Annotated in this window: 22 protein-coding genes, 1 tRNA gene and 1 pseudogene; 22 read left to right on the forward strand and 2 right to left on the reverse strand. The window is 46.9% G+C overall.

Going from position 1 to position 17707, the window contains the following annotated elements; genetic code table 11:
* Nucleotides 1-3: 3 nt before the first annotated feature.
* The 21 genes and pseudogenes from proA (at nucleotide 4) to GXP72_RS04535 (ending at nucleotide 15449) form a co-directional block, all read left to right on the forward strand.
* Nucleotides 4-1257 (forward strand): glutamate-5-semialdehyde dehydrogenase, encoded by a 1254-nt coding sequence (proA, locus tag GXP72_RS04435; RefSeq protein ID WP_208763526.1) that lies wholly within the window; start codon nucleotides 4-6, stop codon nucleotides 1255-1257.
* A 111-nt stretch (nucleotides 1258-1368) separates the two neighbouring features.
* Nucleotides 1369-1444, forward strand: a tRNA-Thr gene (locus GXP72_RS04440).
* A gap of 166 nt (nucleotides 1445-1610) precedes the next feature.
* On the forward strand, nucleotides 1611-2825 hold the full coding sequence (locus tag GXP72_RS04445) for an integrase arm-type DNA-binding domain-containing protein (RefSeq protein ID WP_087924312.1): 1215 nt from the start codon (nucleotides 1611-1613) through the stop codon (nucleotides 2823-2825).
* 141 nt (nucleotides 2826-2966) lie between these two features.
* Nucleotides 2967-3338 (forward strand): hypothetical protein, encoded by a 372-nt coding sequence (locus tag GXP72_RS04450; RefSeq protein ID WP_208763527.1) that lies wholly within the window; start codon nucleotides 2967-2969, stop codon nucleotides 3336-3338.
* A 9-nt stretch (nucleotides 3339-3347) separates the two neighbouring features.
* The gene (locus GXP72_RS22545) at nucleotides 3348-4031 is read left to right on the forward strand and encodes a hypothetical protein (protein WP_244319938.1); all 684 of its coding nucleotides are present in this window, start codon (nucleotides 3348-3350) and stop codon (nucleotides 4029-4031) included.
* 209 nt (nucleotides 4032-4240) lie between these two features.
* A complete protein-coding gene (locus GXP72_RS04460) occupies nucleotides 4241-4453 on the forward strand; it encodes an AlpA family transcriptional regulator (RefSeq protein WP_074143186.1) in 213 nt (70 codons plus the stop codon).
* 21 nt (nucleotides 4454-4474) lie between these two features.
* A complete protein-coding gene (locus GXP72_RS04465; RefSeq protein ID WP_208763528.1) occupies nucleotides 4475-5086 on the forward strand; it encodes a BRO family protein in 612 nt (203 codons plus the stop codon).
* 227 nt (nucleotides 5087-5313) lie between these two features.
* Nucleotides 5314-5502 (forward strand): annotated as a pseudogene (locus GXP72_RS22550) (ash family protein); the annotation flags it as partial.
* A 47-nt stretch (nucleotides 5503-5549) separates the two neighbouring features.
* Nucleotides 5550-5795 (forward strand): host cell division inhibitor Icd-like protein, encoded by a 246-nt coding sequence (locus GXP72_RS04475; RefSeq protein WP_089591343.1) that lies wholly within the window; start codon nucleotides 5550-5552, stop codon nucleotides 5793-5795.
* Nucleotides 5788-6663 carry a tyrosine-type recombinase/integrase gene (locus GXP72_RS04480; protein WP_208763896.1) on the forward strand — a complete coding sequence of 292 codons (876 nt, stop codon included), beginning with the start codon at nucleotides 5788-5790 and terminating at the stop codon, nucleotides 6661-6663. The genes GXP72_RS04475 and GXP72_RS04480 overlap by 8 nt, the downstream gene beginning before the upstream one ends.
* Before the next feature lie 115 nt (nucleotides 6664-6778).
* Complete coding sequence (locus GXP72_RS04485; RefSeq protein ID WP_006809969.1) at nucleotides 6779-6982, forward strand: hypothetical protein; 204 nt, start codon at nucleotides 6779-6781, stop codon at nucleotides 6980-6982.
* 10 nt (nucleotides 6983-6992) lie between these two features.
* A complete protein-coding gene (locus tag GXP72_RS04490) occupies nucleotides 6993-7307 on the forward strand; it encodes a DUF4222 domain-containing protein (RefSeq protein ID WP_006809968.1) in 315 nt (104 codons plus the stop codon).
* A complete protein-coding gene (locus GXP72_RS04495; protein WP_208763529.1) occupies nucleotides 7304-9067 on the forward strand; it encodes a primase-like DNA-binding domain-containing protein in 1764 nt (587 codons plus the stop codon). Before GXP72_RS04490 ends, GXP72_RS04495 begins: the two co-directional genes overlap by 4 nt.
* Before the next feature lie 411 nt (nucleotides 9068-9478).
* Entirely contained in the window at nucleotides 9479-9652 is a 174-nt protein-coding gene (locus GXP72_RS04500) for a hypothetical protein (protein WP_014830800.1), read from the forward strand.
* The gene (locus tag GXP72_RS04505) at nucleotides 9649-10434 is read left to right on the forward strand and encodes a hypothetical protein (protein ID WP_048973615.1); all 786 of its coding nucleotides are present in this window, start codon (nucleotides 9649-9651) and stop codon (nucleotides 10432-10434) included. Before GXP72_RS04500 ends, GXP72_RS04505 begins: the two co-directional genes overlap by 4 nt.
* A 35-nt stretch (nucleotides 10435-10469) precedes the next feature.
* Nucleotides 10470-10961: a DNA-binding protein gene (locus tag GXP72_RS04510; protein WP_244319939.1), complete on the forward strand. Its 492-nt coding sequence runs from the start codon at nucleotides 10470-10472 to the stop codon at nucleotides 10959-10961.
* Between the two features lie 511 nt (nucleotides 10962-11472).
* Complete coding sequence (locus GXP72_RS04515; RefSeq protein WP_208763530.1) at nucleotides 11473-12279, forward strand: pentapeptide repeat-containing protein; 807 nt, start codon at nucleotides 11473-11475, stop codon at nucleotides 12277-12279.
* A 2-nt stretch (nucleotides 12280-12281) separates the two neighbouring features.
* Nucleotides 12282-12917: a nucleotidyltransferase domain-containing protein gene (locus GXP72_RS04520; RefSeq protein WP_208763531.1), complete on the forward strand. Its 636-nt coding sequence runs from the start codon at nucleotides 12282-12284 to the stop codon at nucleotides 12915-12917.
* The gene (locus GXP72_RS04525; protein WP_121930935.1) at nucleotides 12910-13218 is read left to right on the forward strand and encodes a hypothetical protein; all 309 of its coding nucleotides are present in this window, start codon (nucleotides 12910-12912) and stop codon (nucleotides 13216-13218) included. The genes GXP72_RS04520 and GXP72_RS04525 overlap by 8 nt, the downstream gene beginning before the upstream one ends.
* A gap of 113 nt (nucleotides 13219-13331) precedes the next feature.
* The gene (locus GXP72_RS04530) at nucleotides 13332-14252 is read left to right on the forward strand and encodes a hypothetical protein (RefSeq protein WP_208763532.1); all 921 of its coding nucleotides are present in this window, start codon (nucleotides 13332-13334) and stop codon (nucleotides 14250-14252) included.
* Nucleotides 14253-15134: 882 nt separating this feature from the next.
* Nucleotides 15135-15449 carry a hypothetical protein gene (locus GXP72_RS04535; RefSeq protein ID WP_020882780.1) on the forward strand — a complete coding sequence of 105 codons (315 nt, stop codon included), beginning with the start codon at nucleotides 15135-15137 and terminating at the stop codon, nucleotides 15447-15449.
* Here GXP72_RS04535 and GXP72_RS04540 read toward each other — a convergent pair.
* Nucleotides 15446-16255 carry a DUF4225 domain-containing protein gene (locus GXP72_RS04540; RefSeq protein ID WP_024909473.1) on the reverse strand — a complete coding sequence of 270 codons (810 nt, stop codon included), beginning with the start codon at nucleotides 16253-16255 and terminating at the stop codon, nucleotides 15446-15448. The genes GXP72_RS04535 and GXP72_RS04540 overlap by 4 nt on opposite strands.
* Before the next feature lie 341 nt (nucleotides 16256-16596).
* Between GXP72_RS04540 and GXP72_RS04545 the strand changes: the two genes are divergently transcribed.
* A complete protein-coding gene (locus GXP72_RS04545) occupies nucleotides 16597-16953 on the forward strand; it encodes a hypothetical protein (RefSeq protein WP_230581871.1) in 357 nt (118 codons plus the stop codon).
* A 49-nt stretch (nucleotides 16954-17002) separates the two neighbouring features.
* Here the strand turns inward: GXP72_RS04545 and catA are convergent, their stop codons facing one another.
* Nucleotides 17003-17680, reverse strand: a complete 678-nt coding sequence (gene catA / locus GXP72_RS04550; protein ID WP_208763533.1) for a type A chloramphenicol O-acetyltransferase — start codon at nucleotides 17678-17680, stop codon at nucleotides 17003-17005.
* Nucleotides 17681-17707: the final 27 nt, after the last annotated feature.

The following is a 17707-nucleotide window of genomic DNA, read 5'->3' on the forward strand; positions in this document are numbered from 1 at the left end:
AACATGCTGGAACAAATGGGCGCCGCCGCGAAGGCCGCCTCTTACAAACTGGCGCTCCTTTCCAGCCGCGAGAAAAACCGCGTGCTGGAAAAAATCGCTGATTATCTGGAATCACAGTCCCAGGAGATTTTGCTCGCTAACGAGCAGGATTTACTGGAAGCGCGTCGCAACGGTCTGAGCGAAGCGATGCTCGACCGTCTGGCGCTGAATCCGGCACGCCTGAAAGGCATCGCCGACGATGTTCGTCAGGTCTGCAATCTGGCCGACCCGGTAGGGCAGGTGATCGACGGCGGGCTGCTCGACAGCGGTTTACGCCTGGAGCGCCGCCGCGTGCCGCTCGGCGTTATCGGCGTTATTTATGAAGCCCGTCCAAACGTGACGGTGGATGTCGCCTCCCTGTGCCTGAAAACCGGCAACGCCGCTATTCTGCGCGGTGGGAAAGAGACCTGGCGCACCAACGCCGCAACGGTAAAAGTCATTCAGCAGGCGCTGGAGGAGTGTGGCTTACCGGCGGGTGCCGTACAGGCGATCGAGAGCCCAGACCGCGCGCTGGTCAACGAGATGCTGCGCATGGATAAATACATCGACATGCTGATCCCACGCGGCGGCGCGGGCCTGCACAAGCTGTGCCGCGAGCAGTCGACGATTCCGGTGATCACCGGCGGTATTGGAGTGTGTCACATCGTGGTCGACGACAGCGCTGAGATTGCACCGGCGCTGAAGATTATCGTTAACGCGAAAACCCAGCGTCCAAGCACCTGTAACACCGTAGAAACGCTGCTGGTGCATCAGGATATTGCGAACACCTTCCTGCCGGCCCTGAGCAAACAGATGGCAGAGAGCGGCGTGACGCTGCATGCTGACGCCAGTGCGCTCGCACTGCTTCAGGAAGGCCCGGCTAACGTCGTTCCCGTCAACGCGGAGCAGTACGACGATGAGTTCCTGTCACTGGATCTGAACGTGAAAATCGTTGCCGATCTCGACGACGCCATTGCGCACATCCGTGAACACGGCACGCAGCATTCTGACGCGATCCTGACGCGCACCCTGCGCAATGCCGATCGCTTCGTGAACGAAGTGGATTCCTCTGCGGTCTATGTGAATGCCTCTACCCGCTTCACCGACGGTGGACAGTTTGGTTTGGGCGCAGAAGTGGCGGTCAGTACGCAAAAACTGCACGCGCGCGGTCCGATGGGGCTGGAAGCGCTGACCACGTACAAGTGGATCGGCTTCGGCGACGATACGATTCGTGCGTAAATAATAACGGGTGATGCAAAAGTAGCCGTTTGATTCAAAAGGGCATTGACGCATCACCCGGATAGATCTAACCTTTTGCCCCGTGGTTACACTCGTAACCGGCCTCTCAGGGCCGATATAGCTCAGTTGGTAGAGCAGCGCATTCGTAATGCGAAGGTCGTAGGTTCGACTCCTATTATCGGCACCATTCTAACGTCTCCCCAAGTCTACTAAAGTTCACTGAAACCCCTTATACTCTGCGCTTTACAGCCCCTTTTGGTATTTCTACGTCTACTAAAGTTCCCTGAAATCTACGGTCGTTTGGGGGTACTTATGGGGGTATATGCTGTTCGGTCTAGAGGAGGTACCCCCAAGTGAAACTAAACGCCCGGCAGGTGGATGCCGCCAAACCTAAAGATAAGCCTTACAAGCTGGCTGATGGTGGTGGTTTGTATCTCCTGATTAAACCTAATGGCGGCAAATACTGGCGGCTCAAGTATCGTGTAGCCGGCAAAGAGAAGTTGTTAGCGCTTGGCGTATATCCTGATGTCACATTGGCCGATGCTCGGGCAAAACGTGAAGAAGCCAAAAGGGGTATCGCTGGGGGTATCGATCCTATGGAAGCGAAACGGGAGGAGAAGATTGCCCGTGAAATTCAGTTAAACAACACCTTCAAAGATATTGCCCTTGAATGGCACAGCAGCAAACTAAAAAAATGGTCTGCTGGTTATGCTTCAGACATACTCGAAGCCTTCAATAAAGATGTGTTCCCATACATTGGCAAAAAACCAATAGCCGAAATCAAACCGCTTGAACTGTTGAATGTGCTGCGGCGCATTGAGGGGCGCGGCGCTACCGAAAAGGCAAGAAAAGTTAGGCAGCGCTGTGGGGAAGTTTTCCGTTACGCAATAGTCACCGGTCGAGCTGAGTATAACCCCGCCCCGGATCTCACCAGCGCGATGCAAGGGCACGAGTCCAATCATTTTCCTTTCCTCACACCTAAAGAATTGCCTGATTTCTTCAATGCGTTGTCAGGATATTCAGGAAGCGAGTTAGTAGTTTTGGCTGCTCGTTTGCTGATTATCACCGGATTGCGTCCCGGCGAACTCCGTGGGGCATTTTGGGATGAAATCAATATCAGTAAGGCGGTCTGGGAAATACCCGCCTCACGCATGAAAATGCGTCGCCCTCATGTGGTGCCATTGTCCAGGCAAGCTCTTACGCTTATTGGTCAGATCCAAGAGCTAACAGGCAATTACCCGCTTGTGTTCCCAGGCCGTAACGATCCGCGAAAAACAATGAGTGAAGCCAGCATAAACCAAGTCTTTAAGCGGATTGGCTATAACGGAAAAGTCACCGGACACGGTTTCCGGCACACCATGAGTACCATCCTGCACGAACAAGGCTACAACACCGCGTGGATTGAAACGCAACTGGCACACGTCGACAAAAACTCTATACGAGGAACGTACAACCACGCCCAGTATCTGGATGGCCGCCGCGAAATGCTCCAGTGGTATGCCGACTATATGGAGGCGTTGGAAAACGGCGAAAATGTAGTGCACGGAACGTTTGGGAAAAGCGCTTAACTGTATGTATAGACAGTGCTAATTGACAGTAGTAGACTTCAGTAGACGAACAATAATTAGGCATTGTCTAGGCTGATCACCGAAAACCCGCGCACCTCTGCGGGCTGGCAATGCCACCAGATAGAGGACGCGAGGTGGCGTATGCTTAATCCAGCAGTAGAGCTCAAAGCAAAAAAACAGCAGTTTATAAGCATTAGGGAATTGATTGCTCGAATTGAGGCAAAATTCCCTGATATGACAAGGGATCAAATCGCAAATTGGATAATCATTAAACTTGATGAAGAACAAGAATACGCGCCGAATCTATTAATACAAGACTCTCGTGGAATCACCAGACGACCAACCTTCGGTGATCCTTCTTTTAGTGCCTATGAAATGCTTAGCAGTGTTATGGCAAACCCTACTATGGATGAACCTCCTTACGAGGGATGGACTCCATCTATGACACAAGAAGGCCAAGAGCAAACCTCTAGCTCTTCAGATCTCAATTTTCATGATGATATTCCATTTTAAGGTGATGCTATGAATTCATTTGATTTTATAGGATTTAATCGTTCAGAGATTGAGAAAACGTTAGGCCTTAATCTGCATGATAATTTATTGGAATATAACATTGGGTTAAAGAAAAATTTACCAAGTTGGCTTGTTCCATATCTTTCAAGAGATAGCATCTCTCTTAGTGACTCTGCACGTTTAATTGTTGGCGCAAATCCAAGAGAAAATATTACAGGTGAAAAATCTCACGAATATGAAGCTTATAAAGAATCTCTCTGGGATGCGATTGATAATTCAAAACTAACCGCAAGGGATATTTCCCACTACGATAACATGGATCATGATCGGCGTGATTGTATGCTCGTGCGTAGTGAGGTTGAAAAATGGGTTACAGAACATAATTTCACCTGGCCTTTACCCTTACAGCAACCAACTGTAAATGAACAAACAAATCAGGTCTATCTAGATCAATGGGGGGAGTTCCCTGGTAAAAACACTGCATTGATGATGATTGCAGGTATGGCTATCGCCCTCGAAAAATCAAGTAAGAGCTATCGAAATGGTGAGCGCCTGAACAAACTGGCAATTGCTCGTGCGGTTGCACAGAACCTGGCTACTCTGGGATATCAAGGGATGGTAGTGACGGAAAAACAGATGACAAACCTCATAAAGGAGGCTTTGGAAGTCACATTTCCAGAAAGCGATGGTTAGCATTTCCAAAGTTAATGTGAACGCGGGTCTCAACTTCCAAAGTCTCGCGTTCATGCTTTAGTCATTTCCAAACGCACTTAAAAAAACGATTTTATGGCCTGTAGGCTATCTGTCATCCCTTCCAACAATCTTATATCGGTTTCCACAATCATAGTTCTAGTTCTGATTAAATTATTCTCGTGAACTTCATTAGACGACACGAGGTATATATGTCTTATTCATTAATTAGATTTGCAGAAGTACAGAAACGAACAGGCTATAGCAAAGCGTGGATCTATCGTCTCCTTAAAGAAAATCGCTTTCCACAATCAGTTAAAATTGGAGCCCGATCTATCGCATTTGTTGAAAGTGAAATTGACGAATGGATAAGCCAGAGGATCGAAGAGCGTGATGCGTTAATTTCCACAAAGCCACAACTGTAACTTAGCCCGGGGAAAACTAATATGACTATCAAAAATGCCCGTGCCGGGCAGGGTCTTACTCACCCAGAAAACAGCAGTGATGATATTTCGGTCATTAAATTTGAGGCCGCGAAAGTCCGTATTGTTAAGATCAACGGTGAACCGTGGTTCGTTGCAAAAGATGTTTGCGCGGCGCTGGAACTATCCAATTCGCGCATGGCGTTGCAGGCTCTGGATGATGACGAGAGAAATACCGTAACTTTAACTTACGGTATTCGCGGGAACCCAAATCATAGCGCTGTCTCTGAATCTGGTTTCTACAAGCTGATCGCCCGCAGCCGTAAAGCTATTACGCCGGGCACATTCGCCCATCGTTTCAGTAATTGGGTATTTCGCGAGGTTATCCCTTCTATCCGCATAACTGGCTCTTATGGTGTGCCGTTCGTGTTCCTGAATGACTACAGCCGGCGCATGGCTGCTTATCAGCAGGAGGCCAGCAAACGCGGGTATAAGTTGCAGCAGTGTAAGGCAGTAAAAGAGGCTCTTGTGCGGGAGGAGAGCCAGCTATGGCGTAAGTATCAGCCCGAGCTGTTAGGCGAAGATTGTCATGAGCCGTTTACTGAAGTTCGCCCTTTAACGGATGAAAAAAATTGAGTTCGTGAATAACTTGCGTGCTCTTGCGATGTTGAGCACTCAAAATAAGTTTGTCGCGACAGCTCACTAAACAATTCGAAAAGGTTAATGCCATGAAGAACATTTATGCCCATCTGGGGCAGGGCTTCGCTCACCCCAAAAACTCCTTGCCTTGTTATTCCGCTGAAGGGTATGCTTTAAAAGCACCGGCAAAATCTGGTGCCAGGATTGGCGTCCTGAATGACTGTATGGCGACACATGACGCGCCAAGCGTCTTTTTTTGTGCCGTTGATCCGTCTCACCTATTTTCACGCGTTGTGGTTCAAAACCGCTCTGCTAGCAAAATTATGGTGGGCTGGGTGGGGGCGGAGAAATCCGCGCCGGAGTCCATACAGTCCGGTTACGCCAACCCTGCTCAGTCCACCACCAGTGAAATTGGCGTTTCCGGTGGTGGTTATCTAGACCACTGTATGGAGGCTGCCACATGGCTACTACCCCAACCCAAAAACTGCCCAAGTTCACCTGGCTTTTCCTCGGTACGCCGAAAGACCGGACCTGCACTCCCGTTGTTATCCGCATCGTTGCCGACAGTGAGCAAGAAGCCCGCGAGTTTTATTCCCGCTGGGATCTTATCTTTGCCGCCAAAATTCGCTCTGAATGTTCGCTTTATCAGTACAGCAGCGGCGCGTTTGAACTGGATGTTGCGAAACTGGGAGGTAGCCATGTTTAACCTCCAGACCTTGACAGCTAAAGCCCGCGAGCTGCGCGGCAACGTGGTAAGAGCTACTACCACGAAAGGTACCCGCACCATGACCCCCGTTTACGAACGGGAAGAGCAGCGCAAACTGCGCGAACGCATCCAGCAGACCCAGTCAGAATGGGTTTTACTCTGGTGGGATATTGCTACCGTTACCGGCTGGCGTACCAGCGACGTGTGCAACTTCCGTTACTCCTGCATCAACTGGGAAACCGGCATAGCAACAATCATCGTGGCGAAGCAGACCAAAGCAGCGGAAGCCAGAGCGACCCGGAAGGGGATCGAGATTGTTCGCCAGCAGCGCAAGGACGCTGCCCGGCTTGCTGGCGATCACATTGGGTACATGCACTGGGATAGCGTGAGCTGCGACGAGCTGGCCGCCGGCATGACGGAAGAAGAACAGGCGATCGTGTTTGAGCTGGTGGCAAAGGCTGAAGTGAAGCACGACACCAAACAGCTGCCGCCGGGCATCATCAAACGACTGCGGGAACGCATGGAGCGCAATCTTATCGGTGACGACCTGGTATTTTCCCGCAGCCAGATTGAAAGTAACCGTTGCCAGTCTCTGGAAGGTAGCGTGAGCCGCCAGACGATCTGGAAGAAACTGCACAACGTAATGGTGTGGTTTACCCGAGTGGTAAACACGCGTCTGCGCCTGAGTGCCTATTCCAGCCGCAAGATTGCCGCCTTTAATCTCATGTCCGCCGGCGGCGAACAGGGTTTGCTGGTCGCCTCTGAAATGCTCGGGCACAGTAACCCGGCAATCACCCGAACTTACCTCCAGTTAGGCAGCAAGGCCTCCGCCATTCAATCCCGTCTGGCCATGGAGGTATCTGTATGACAACGGTTATCCCAATTTGCTGTCTCGGTGCTTTCGCCGATCACATCCCTGCGCAATTAAATAGTGTGCGATTTTGTTTTGCCAGACAGTTATTAAGGGACGGGGAGGGGAAATTATGACTCCTGTTTACGATCTGGTTCGCCGGGCCGACGGCAAAAACGTATTCAGTTTTCCGGCCGGTGGTCGCTATCTGGTGGACACGTCGAACGGGTTGCAGTCGATGCGCCCCCTTCTGGACGACGAGATCATTTTTACGGTGGAGAGTGCCGCGCGCTTTCTGAGGAAAATTGGTTATCAGGTAATCCCGCCAGCGGCGTGAGGTAAAAAATATGACGATTAAAAATTCCGGCTTAGCTGCTGGTGGCCGCGCTCACCCTGAAATCAGGCCGGGCGATAAATGGAAGGACAGTCGGGGCAACATAGTAATTATCGAAAGTTACCGATTCGACAGAGTGACATATTGCCGTGAAGGGTACAGCTCACCGTGTTTTTGTACGCCCGAAAGACTGGTGCGGGAGTTTGAATTTGTTTCTTCCGCGCCGGTTGCCGGCGAGAAAGATATCGATCGGATTATGCGGGTACAGGGCATCGAACGAATTCGGGTTATGCGGGAAATCATCAGGGAGCGAGGGAACAGAAAATGAAGAATGCACCAAACCTTAAAAAGCAGCCGGCGGATCTCATGGAGGAGTCAATTATCTTTGCCGGCGACGATGCCTGGACGTTCGCTAAAGCATGGCAGGAAATGAACCCGATTGGCGACACCGTGCCGCCGGTCGTGCTGGATAAAAAGCAGCTGGCGGAGCTGGAGAATATCCGGATTGTGGATGATGGCCGGCTCTATGCCCGCGTTTGTCGTGGCGGGCATCTGACCGAACGGCAGATAACCATTCTCGCTACAAAGCTGGCGGTGGCCGGCGTGGAGCGCGCGCAATTCTACTCTGAAGGTTATCAGCTTCTGGAGGACTGGACGCCACAGCTGCCGCGCCTCAAAGCCGATGCGGAAGCCGGCAAAAGCATGGTGATCGGCAAACCGCTGACGGATGTAAACCTTCGCGACCTGGCTGATAACGAAAAGGCGCTCATACTGGCCGCGCGTTACACCGGCATTGCGATCAATGAAAACAGCGAAGGCGTGTACGTCTACCGTGCCGGCATCTGGGAGAAAACGTCTCTGCTCGAGCTGAGCCGCGAAATGGTGGCTATCTACAACGAGAACAAAACCAACTTCAGCAAGCGCGCGATTAACAACGTTATCGACGCCCTGAAAATTGTTATCCCGGTAATGGGGGAGCCGCGGCGCAGCCTGATCCCCTTTGCTAATGGCGTCTACGATATGGAAACCGGCGTTTTCTCCGAACACAGCCAGGATAACTGGCTGACCAACCATAACGGCGTGACCTACACGCCGGCGGTGCCGGGCGAAAACCTCCGCGACCACGCGCCGAACTTCCATAAATGGCTAAGTTACGCATCAGATAGAGACGCAATTAAGATGCAGCGTATCGCTGCTGCGCTCTTTATGGTGCTGGCGAACCGGTACGACTGGCAGTTGTTCCTCGAGATAACCGGTGAGGGCGGCAGCGGGAAAAGTGTCTTTACCCATATCGCCACGATGCTGGCCGGTGCGCATAACACCGCCAGCGGGAACATGGCGGCGCTCGACAGCGCGCGTGGGCGGGCGCAGTTCGTCGGGAAAAGCATGATAACGCTTCCTGATCAGCCCAAATATTCAGGAGAGGGCACCGGGATAAAAGCGATAACCGGCGGGGATGCCGTGGAGATCGACCCGAAACACGAGCACCAGTACACCGCCGTTCTGCGGGCGGTGGTTGTGGCCACAAACAATACGCCGATGATTTTCACCGAACGTGCCGGCGGCGTTTCCCGGCGCCGCGTAATTTTCCAGTTTAACCGGCGCGTCAGCGAAGAGGATAAGGATCCCGACCTGGCAGAAAAGATATCCGCTGAAATTCCGGTGGTTGTTCGCCGGCTGCTGGCGAACTTTGCGAACCCGGAAAAAGCGCGGGCGCTGCTGCTGGAGCAACGGAACAGCGAAGAAGCACTGGAGGTGAAGCAGAAAACAGATCCGCTATATGCCTTCTGCGCTCACCTTGAGCGGCTGGCTGATTGTGCGGGAATGATGGTAGGAAACCGTAATCCGCCTCACTATCCGCGAATTTATCTCTATCACGCTTATCTGGCATTCCTTGAGGCCAACGGTTTCGACAAACCTCTGACGCTGAATAAATTCGCAGAGGGGATGGAAAGCGCGATGAGGGAGTTTAATCACGAGTACCGTAAGGAACGCAGAGCCCGTGGCATGGTGACTAACGTCGAACTTTCGGAAAGTGCGGAAGACTGGTTACCTCAGACGCATCCTGTAGCCGGTCATAAAGAATGAAGTTCAGATAAATATGGAGAAAGGTATACATGGTATACATCGAGAGAATAATTTATATATAAATCAGTGAAATAAGCCATGTATACCTTGCTTTCAGGTATACACAGGGTGTACATGGTGTTCATTCTCACATTAATCATCTGATGGTTTATTAAACAGAATGATGTATACCGTGTAGACCTGAAATCCCAAAATGTAGGCTGGTATTCATGGGTTAATATATTGTTTTATAAGTATTTTGTTGCCTTTGTGAACACCATGTATACCTTGAGGGCAAATTCTTTAAAACGCATCCACTCTTTTCACGTTGTGAACCCCTGCTATTTCATTAATATCGTTTCATAAATCGCAATTGATTATTTGATTGTTGCGATTAATGAAACTTTAACGGTCGCTATTACAGGGGGCATCATGAGCAAGGTTAACGTTAAGCCCGTTCTGCTGAACGGGGAACAGATTCAGGCTCTGAAAACCATTCAGGAGAGGGAGCGCCAGAAGTCGGGCATGGGGATCGCGCCGTCAATCCATGCTGTTGCGCGCAAGGTATTTGATGCGGGGCTGTCAAAAATGGAGGCAGGGCAATGAGCTACTCAATCAAAATTGGGAAACACAGCATCGAGCTGGCAGGTTATGCCGGTAAGGTTGTTGCGCCAAATACTCAGATGGCCGCTTTATTCCGTGGTATGGCGGGCGAACTCACCAGCCTGAGGACAACGGCGCAGCAGGCCGAAGCTGAGGCGGATTTGCTGGACGTTATCCGCAACGATCCCGATCTGAACGAACAGGCAAAAAATCGCAGGGCAGGTGAAGCCCGGAACCCGGACACGCTCAAAGACTTTACCCGCGGGGTGGCAGCCGTAAGCGAGCAGGCCGCAAACATTCTCGATTACCTGAAGAACAAGCTCGCTCCGGTTAATCCACTGGCATCTGATGATGTTCAGGGATTCATGCGTGACAGTGAAATGCGCCAGGCATTCGCCCGACTGGATCGCCGCAGCCAGGAAAAAATGCTGCTGTCGATGCACAGTGGAAAGCATCAGGAGCTGGCGGACGCCTTACTAAGGGCGCACGCAGTGTGTTCGGGACTCGATACGGAACAGCTAAAACGTCTCGGCTTCTCCCGTATTGCATCAGAGAACGGGCAGGTGATTAACGCGGTTGCCGATCTGGTCGACGCGGTAAGGAAGGACGTTGCACAAATTACAGCTGTCCGAACCTGGTATAACAATCTCGTGTACGGGAAGAACGACGATCCATCAGACGTACAGCCCCGCATGACCGGCCTTGACCAGTTAAGCGAACATGTCAGCGCGATGCTCAAAGGCAGCCAGCGGCAGACACATTCAGAAGAGAAGCAGGCCGCCTGAGGGCGGCTTTTATCTGCCCGGAGGGATACACCAGAATGCTATTAAGTAAATCAGCCTACGCCAGGCATATGGGCGTTAGCCGGCAAACTGTTTATGGCTGGATAGCGCGAGGTGAAATTGTAATTTCAGGCGATAAAGTGGATGTTGACGCATCGCAGGCTAAACAAAATTCTGTTGGTGTTGGCGAACACCAGACTGAAATGACGTGGGCGCAGGCCGCCGCATGGGTATGGGGGCATGATGGCGGGAAAGAGCTGCCGGGTGATATTGATGCTGGCCAGCGAATAGAGGCAGCAGCCGCTGAACTGGGTTTTGATGTTCAGCACGAGCCCGATGAACAATTGCTGATTCTCTTCCGGCCGGATGAAGAAACCCACAGCTTCTATGGCAAAGACCGTGCCGCGGGCGCTTTACGGTTTCTTCGTTCTGAGCTGGCCTACGTTGCCACAATGCACCCCGATACGCCGGATGACTGGAGCAAAACAAGATTAAGGGCGCTCTGCCTGCTGGACGGCGAAAAACTGTAAACCCCCCAGCCCCTCAAACTTGACACTTTTTCACGAGAAACTGGGAAAAGTGTCAACCCAACCTAACGGATCCTGACGCCTACGAACAGCAGCTACAGCAGAAGTGTAAAGGGCTGGCGTTGAGATTTGTTGAGCCTTGGCTGTTAACTTTTGTTAATCCTGATGCGAAGCAGGGCAGGTGTCAGCCTGTTATGGTTTGTTATGCCTTACTAGGGGGAGCGGTTGACAGTTCCCCCTTTAGAAAACTTCAGGTACAGCATCGTTGGATGCACCTGTCAAAACATGTCATCCACAGGCACCGCTAGCGGGGGTTTTTGGCTGTGCGCGCTCTAGGTTACAGTTGCGTGATAAAGACAATTTGGTATTTGTCATGTTTTACTAAGACAGTAACTACTAGAACCCTTGTATAAAAAAATATGATTTTTATTATTAATATCAAGGTGCTAGACTGAAAATTCTTTATAAGAAAGTGTGCTTTCTTCAAAACAATTTCTAACTAAGGAAAAAGTTAATGATTGACAGTGGAAGGGAAAAGATTTCTGACAAAAAGTTTGACTCATCAATTAGTAATGAAACTTATATTAATAAATTATTTGAACGTTTGGTTGCATTAAATATAGAGTTCAAAAATATAGATTTTCGTTATTGTATTTTTGATGCTGCGTATATTAGGAAGTGTAGCTTTGATAATTGCAATTTCACTGGATGCCGATTCATAAATTGTAATTTCACAGGTACTAGTTTTAATGGGTGTAAATTTGATTATGCTAGCTTTGATAAGACTCACATCGATAATGATATTCTCGATGTCGGTTGCCCTGGTCCAGAAAATTTAAAGCTTAAGTTTGCACGTTCCTTGCGGGTGAATTATCAGCAAATTGGTGATTCTAAATCGGCTAATAAAGCAATTGCAATTGAACTCCAAGCAACTGAAGCACACCTTCATAAAGCATGGGATTCGAATGAATCATATTATCGACAGAAATATAAAGGGCGTGAAAGATTCTATATGTATCTTGAATGGATACAGTTTAAAGCTTTGGATATCGTTTGGGGGAATGGAGAATCCACTATAAAGCTGATTAGAGCTGTAATGATAATTATATTACTTATGTCTTTAAATCATGTTTGGTGTTATGGTGATGTATGGTCAGTGAAATCTTATTTAGATGCGCTCGAGATATCCCCCCAAATTTTATTAGGCACTTTAACTCCTTCTGGTTACGCAACATCTTATATTACTTTAATAACCTTTGTAAGATTAGTGATGTTTGGTTTTTTCATGTCAATAATAATTAAGAGATTTAATAGGCGATAACAATGCACATATATGCTTTTGGTTCTGTATGTCGAGGGGAAATTGACGTTCACTCAGATGTTGATATGCTGGCAATTGTTAATGGAAAAGATACAAGGTTTAATCCTAATGACTACTCAATATATTCTTACGACCGGATAAAAAAACTTTGGAATGAAGGTAATCCTTTTGCTTGGCATCTATTTTTAGAGGCAAAGATGGTTTTTTCATCTGATGGTAAAAATTTTCTGCGTGATATCGGATGTCCCAGTACATATAAATCAGGATTAGATGATTGCCGTAAATTCCTTAACATCTTTTTATCAGCTAAAGAGTCAATTCAATCCTCAAGATTGACAGAAGTATTTGATTTATCGACGATTTTCTTGGCGGTGCGAAATTTTGCAACATGTTATTCGTTAAGTTCCTGTGAATGTGCTGATTTTTCTCGTAATTCAGCAAAAAATTTAGGTGAAAAAAGTCTGAAGATGAGTGAATCTTCATACAGGATACTTGAAAGAGCTAGAGTGCTTTCTACAAGAGGCGTGGGCATTATTTTAAATGAAAAGGAAATAATTCAAGCCAAGAGTCAGTTGAATGATGTTGAGTTATGGATGAATGATTTAATTAAAAATATTGAAGGTGACAATTGTGAGTGAATTCAATAATAGAATAAAAGCGCAGAGGATTGTCTTGAAAGAAATTAATGGTTCGAGTTTTTTTGAGGAGCCATTGTTAAGTTTAACCGAAAAAGCAATTGAAAGATGGTCAAGAGCCAATAACATTAGTTCTGATAATGAAATTGCAGTCTTGCTAAAACACTTATCATCAACTCTTTTCTTTTTGGCAAACAAAAGTCAAGAGCAAATTACTGAGGATTATAAATCTCTTTCAAAAAAAGTTGATGGTCTAATATTTGATTTACAATTTCATATCAATGAAAGAGGAAGTTCGAAATGAAAGCGTTAATATATTTAGATGACAAAATCGATTGGATTTATATTCTTTGTTAGATATTTTCAAAAAAATATGGGAGTCATCATAAAATTAAATAAATAATTAAGGGGGTTAAAATGAGTGAAGATTACAAACAAAAAATTGAGGGCATTAAGTCCTCAATTAAGAGACTTACTGAGGAGGAGTCATTAGCACATACTAAACATCAGTTGGAACAATATGAGCATGAGTATAGTGATTTCATAGAGCACTATGAAAATCAAATGTGTTATCTCTGCAAAAAACCTTTCGCAACGATAAGTTCAAACTCACCATGTCTTCACTGGTTATTAAGGCGCTGTAAGTTTAAAAAAAATGACTTTCCTAAAATATATGAAAACTATGATTTTTACTCCATATCTGCTTATTTGAGATGGGTTGCTTTTGCAGAAGCCGGCAGCAAAAATATAAATAACTTAAAAGAAGAGAGTGATAAGCGTAAAATCTTCGAAATAACAATAAAGTGGCTCAATATAGAATGGACCTTGGATTGTTCAAAAAACGATTTCCGTGGTCATGAAGGTACGAAGACAGATTTTCCCCATTGGCATTTTCAAATGAGAATTGATGGAAGGCAATTTATTAACTTCAATGACTTTCATATCCCTTTTTCCGAGAATGACCAATTAAAAATAGATTTAGAATCAGATTCTGATTCAGGTTTTGTTCATTCTTACGGCCCCGGTGGGATAGGAATGCAAGAAAGAATGGATCAGCTTCAATATAATTATGAAGAATTTCTTGAGAGCTCATTGGTCGCAACTGATCCGGATGATGGGCAAATTCATATGCAATCTATTATTACAGCGCCAGAAGGGGGGATTTCTGGCGAGCAGATTGACAAGGCTCTAACAATGGCAAGAGAAACCGGGAAAACTTTAGCTTATTGTTTCTCGGTTGTTCTAAAAAATGACTCTGGTGTATCAATAGCGACTATAGCTAGCCCCGCAGAATCTGTGCCAGAGCTTGCAAAGCGGAGTGAACGAAAAAGAAGATAGATTTGTTTAAATTTTTCATTAATGTACAGCGATGCAGAATTTCAATTAATTTCTGCATCGATTTTATTTTTTGAATTTTGAATAGATTATAAATTAATATTTAAATGGCTATGAAATAGTTTTACTGGTATCAATAAAACATAGTCGATAGGGGGTACTTTTGGGGGTATCTTTGTAATTCATAACTGTCATTTTTGTTGATATTCAATTGGTTGGGTTGTTTTATTGACTCCTATTATCGGCACTCACACAACAAAATCCTTTAAAAACAATAACTTAAGACGATTTTTGTTCTCAAGATACAACCTTTTTTTAAGGGATTCTATGACCAACAGTTGCCGCTATGGTTAACAGTGGCTATTCAGGGATGTTAGCACGTAGCGGCCTGTAGTTGTAAAGCTCGAACAGGTACAAAGCGTGAACAGTCCCCACGAACCGCTATCAACTCGAAGCTGATGACGCTGCCAACGTCTCTAAACCATCCCGAAACAGATTGATCACACGCATTTAAGCCCGATGTGCGGCCTTGTGGCTGCGTAAACAGGTGAATAGTGGTAATGCCCCGGTAGCAACAGATCCGGCTCTGCCAGCGCTTCGCTCACGCTCCGAAAGGTACACGAGCACCCTGATAAGGTGTGATCTCTCTGACAATCTGATTTGGTCACTGGTGACTTTCGCAAAGCGAAACCAACTAGGTTGGCCTGATGAAGTCGCTACGCTCCGCTTGTTGCTTGTACCATTAACGGGGCTTTATGGCTTCTATTGTCTTAAATCTGATACATTGCACAAACATCATGTGGATTGCTGTAAAGTTCATCAGTATGATTGCTTGTACAATCAGCGATTGGGAAAGCACTTCTGGAAGATAAGGGACGAGACGATATGAAAGTGACTGATGAGGCTTTGTTACGTTCAGGGTTTACGCAGCCCGAATTGCAGAAGATAAAAAGCAATATTGAAAAATATGGAGGAACGCTTGGAGAGGCCATAAATGACCTCGCTAGGCGATTTGTTACCTTAGCGGGAGTGGTGGCTGTGTGTGCCTTAATCCTACTGCTACTTATCGTCTTCAGCTCACCTGATAGAGCATTTGCATGGGGGCTGGCGATGATCTTTGGGGTTGCCATTATGTCCTTTGCACAGCCGCCGGTAATTTCCTATAAATCCTGGCGTTACCGAAAAACTATCAAGGATTAACTGGTTCCATTTTCGGTTGTCAATAGATCGAAAATCACTTTTGCTTTAACACCATAACCGACAATCTTCATTGTTAGCTTAGGAGTGCTCATTGTGCTGACTTTGCGATAGTAATCGTGTGGAAGCCAGCGGAATAATCTCCAGGCTCCAGTTTTTCGAGCGAGTCCAACAATGCTGTACACACTGGCACCAAGAGTAACACCATTATAGAGAGCCAAGCCCGTGTTAGGATTAAATCCCATGAACTGGGCCGTATGCATCGCGGAGTCAGCAATGATACCTTGCGAGGGTATATGTCCTGCTGGCTGATCAAAGTTGAGCACTTCTTTCGTTAATCCGTTCATTCCATCGGCAATCAGGACTGCCCCAGCCAGCATACCAATCGGCCCCATAGTGGATAACATCATAAAGCCACCAAAGAGAACCACGCCTGATAGCACCACATTTACAGCGGATATAACATAACCGACGATTTTATTATTTTCCTTAACAAACTCGACCTTCGCGTAAAGCTGTGCGGACTTGGTTTTTAATAGACGCTCTTGTTCAAGCAGGTTGTCTGTTTCAGCACGAAGATTTTTGATGCATACAATACATTCTTCATCGGTTTTAGCTCGTCGTGCTGTTTCAAATTCTTTATCTACAACCTGTTTTATCTCTCCAACAAACTTGATACGTGTTATCCCATCTTGCAAATAGAATGCTGATAGCCGATTTGCTGTTTCGACGAGTTTCCGGGCTTCCAGATTCACCATGGTATCTGACCATGTTCTGTTCCAGCCCCTGTTGAGCAGCGCAATATCCATTAAAGACTCCTTCCCAAAATGTGTCTGGTCATTTTACGTGCAATAAGGTCGAAGACAACAGGAAATGCTTTCCCAACGTCTGATTTTAGCGGAACGAACACATAATCAAACTCTGGGACTCCACGCGGTAATTCTCTATTTTTCATTGTCCGACGTATCAAACGTCCTGGAGTACGTGCAGGATCGTCTACCGGGATGGGGTCAGTCCAACATGACTCTGAGGCGTCTGTTAAACCTGTGGCGATTCATAGTGCTTATTGATCCTCAATCCTGTCTGCTATCTCTGGTAATTCCTCAGTTGGGCTAGTGTTTAAAAAAGCACATCTTAAGGGTATTCTTGCATGAACATAACTACCATGAAGATAGGCGAGCAAATGACCAGTGAACTAACGGAAAAAGATCTACTGGATAATGGTTTTTCGAATAAGCAATTGTCTCGTCTGAAAGAGGTATTGAGTAGTAATGAAAATACTGGCGAAACGCTTTCAACATTAATAGATGAACTGAGCAAGCGTTTTTATGGAGGGATTATCTGTCTGATGCTTATCCTTGCACCGCTGATTTTCCTTCCCATCTTTTATACGCCCTCGCTGCTGTTATATTACTTACCTGTTGCAATTATTGGCGTTATTGCGGTCTGGTATCTGATTCCACTTGGCCTCACATGGAAAGCGCATAAAATGATGAAAGGCCGGTAGGCTTCTCACTCACTCCTGACAGAAGGAAAACATCAACACTTCTTAGGCATCATGCGCCAGGTTCCTCTGACAGCCCCGACAAACCTTCACACATCTCCTGCAACTCATTAAACATCCTTGCCACATGGAAGCCATCGCACACCGAATGATGGACCTGCACCGCGAGCGGCAGCAGCACTTTTCCATCCTGCTCGTAGTATTTTCCAAACGTGAACATAGGCGAAAAGAAGTTCTTCATGTGCGCAATGTTCATATTAAAGTTCGTAAACGTTACCCACGGAATCGACGACACGAAAAAGACATTTTCCCGGGACTCTTCCTTCGGCCAGTAAGAAAGGCTATTTCCATAGCGGGCCGTATCTTCTGCATACGTGTTCTGAAAGTGATGAATATTGCCGTCATAATGGCTCCATAGCGACGAAAACGTCTCCGTTTCGGGATGGAAAATCGTATAGCTTGGATGAATTTCATTCCAGACGACGAGCTCATCATCTTTCATGGCCATACGGAATTCCGGATGCCGGTTCATGATGTTAGACAGGAGAAAAATGATCGTGGGGTAAAACTTCCAACCCACCGCTTTGATATGTTTTCGCAGCGCGGTAATGTCGATCAGAACGGTTTGGTTAATTGTGCACTCAGCAAATGACTGGAAGATTTCAAAATGCTCCTTCCTTGGCCAACGAGATAAATCAACAGGCGTATAGGCCGGGGCTGTTTTTTTCATTGTTTAACCTTTGATTATCAATCGTCT

This window comes from Enterobacter sp. SES19, assembly GCF_011765665.1.
In the GTDB taxonomy this organism is placed as follows: Bacteria; Pseudomonadota; Gammaproteobacteria; order Enterobacterales; family Enterobacteriaceae; genus Enterobacter; species Enterobacter pseudoroggenkampii.

Excerpts from the sequence above, each read along its gene's own strand:
- GXP72_RS04465 (WP_208763528.1), top strand. The coding sequence starts at position 4,475 with ATGACTATCAAAAATGCCCGTGCCGGGCAGGGTCTTACTCACCCAGAA.
- GXP72_RS04480 (WP_208763896.1), top strand. The coding sequence starts at position 5,788 with ATGTTTAACCTCCAGACCTTGACAGCTAAAGCCCGCGAGCTGCGCGGC.
- proA (WP_208763526.1), top strand. The coding sequence starts at position 4 with ATGCTGGAACAAATGGGCGCCGCCGCGAAGGCCGCCTCTTACAAACTG.
- GXP72_RS04530 (WP_208763532.1), top strand. The coding sequence starts at position 13,332 with ATGAGTGAAGATTACAAACAAAAAATTGAGGGCATTAAGTCCTCAATT.
- GXP72_RS04475 (WP_089591343.1), top strand. The coding sequence starts at position 5,550 with ATGGCTACTACCCCAACCCAAAAACTGCCCAAGTTCACCTGGCTTTTC.
- catA (WP_208763533.1), bottom strand. The coding sequence starts at position 17,680 with ATGAAAAAAACAGCCCCGGCCTATACGCCTGTTGATTTATCTCGTTGG.
- GXP72_RS04450 (WP_208763527.1), top strand. The coding sequence starts at position 2,967 with ATGCTTAATCCAGCAGTAGAGCTCAAAGCAAAAAAACAGCAGTTTATA.
- GXP72_RS04515 (WP_208763530.1), top strand. The coding sequence starts at position 11,473 with ATGATTGACAGTGGAAGGGAAAAGATTTCTGACAAAAAGTTTGACTCA.
- GXP72_RS04520 (WP_208763531.1), top strand. The coding sequence starts at position 12,282 with ATGCACATATATGCTTTTGGTTCTGTATGTCGAGGGGAAATTGACGTT.
- GXP72_RS04535 (WP_020882780.1), top strand. The coding sequence starts at position 15,135 with ATGAAAGTGACTGATGAGGCTTTGTTACGTTCAGGGTTTACGCAGCCC.
- GXP72_RS04540 (WP_024909473.1), bottom strand. The coding sequence starts at position 16,255 with ATGGATATTGCGCTGCTCAACAGGGGCTGGAACAGAACATGGTCAGAT.
- GXP72_RS04460 (WP_074143186.1), top strand. The coding sequence starts at position 4,241 with ATGTCTTATTCATTAATTAGATTTGCAGAAGTACAGAAACGAACAGGC.
- GXP72_RS04485 (WP_006809969.1), top strand. The coding sequence starts at position 6,779 with ATGACTCCTGTTTACGATCTGGTTCGCCGGGCCGACGGCAAAAACGTA.
- GXP72_RS04500 (WP_014830800.1), top strand. The coding sequence starts at position 9,479 with ATGAGCAAGGTTAACGTTAAGCCCGTTCTGCTGAACGGGGAACAGATT.
- GXP72_RS04545 (WP_230581871.1), top strand. The coding sequence starts at position 16,597 with ATGAACATAACTACCATGAAGATAGGCGAGCAAATGACCAGTGAACTA.
- GXP72_RS04490 (WP_006809968.1), top strand. The coding sequence starts at position 6,993 with ATGACGATTAAAAATTCCGGCTTAGCTGCTGGTGGCCGCGCTCACCCT.
- GXP72_RS22545 (WP_244319938.1), top strand. The coding sequence starts at position 3,348 with ATGAATTCATTTGATTTTATAGGATTTAATCGTTCAGAGATTGAGAAA.
- GXP72_RS04505 (WP_048973615.1), top strand. The coding sequence starts at position 9,649 with ATGAGCTACTCAATCAAAATTGGGAAACACAGCATCGAGCTGGCAGGT.
- GXP72_RS04495 (WP_208763529.1), top strand. The coding sequence starts at position 7,304 with ATGAAGAATGCACCAAACCTTAAAAAGCAGCCGGCGGATCTCATGGAG.
- GXP72_RS04510 (WP_244319939.1), top strand. The coding sequence starts at position 10,470 with ATGCTATTAAGTAAATCAGCCTACGCCAGGCATATGGGCGTTAGCCGG.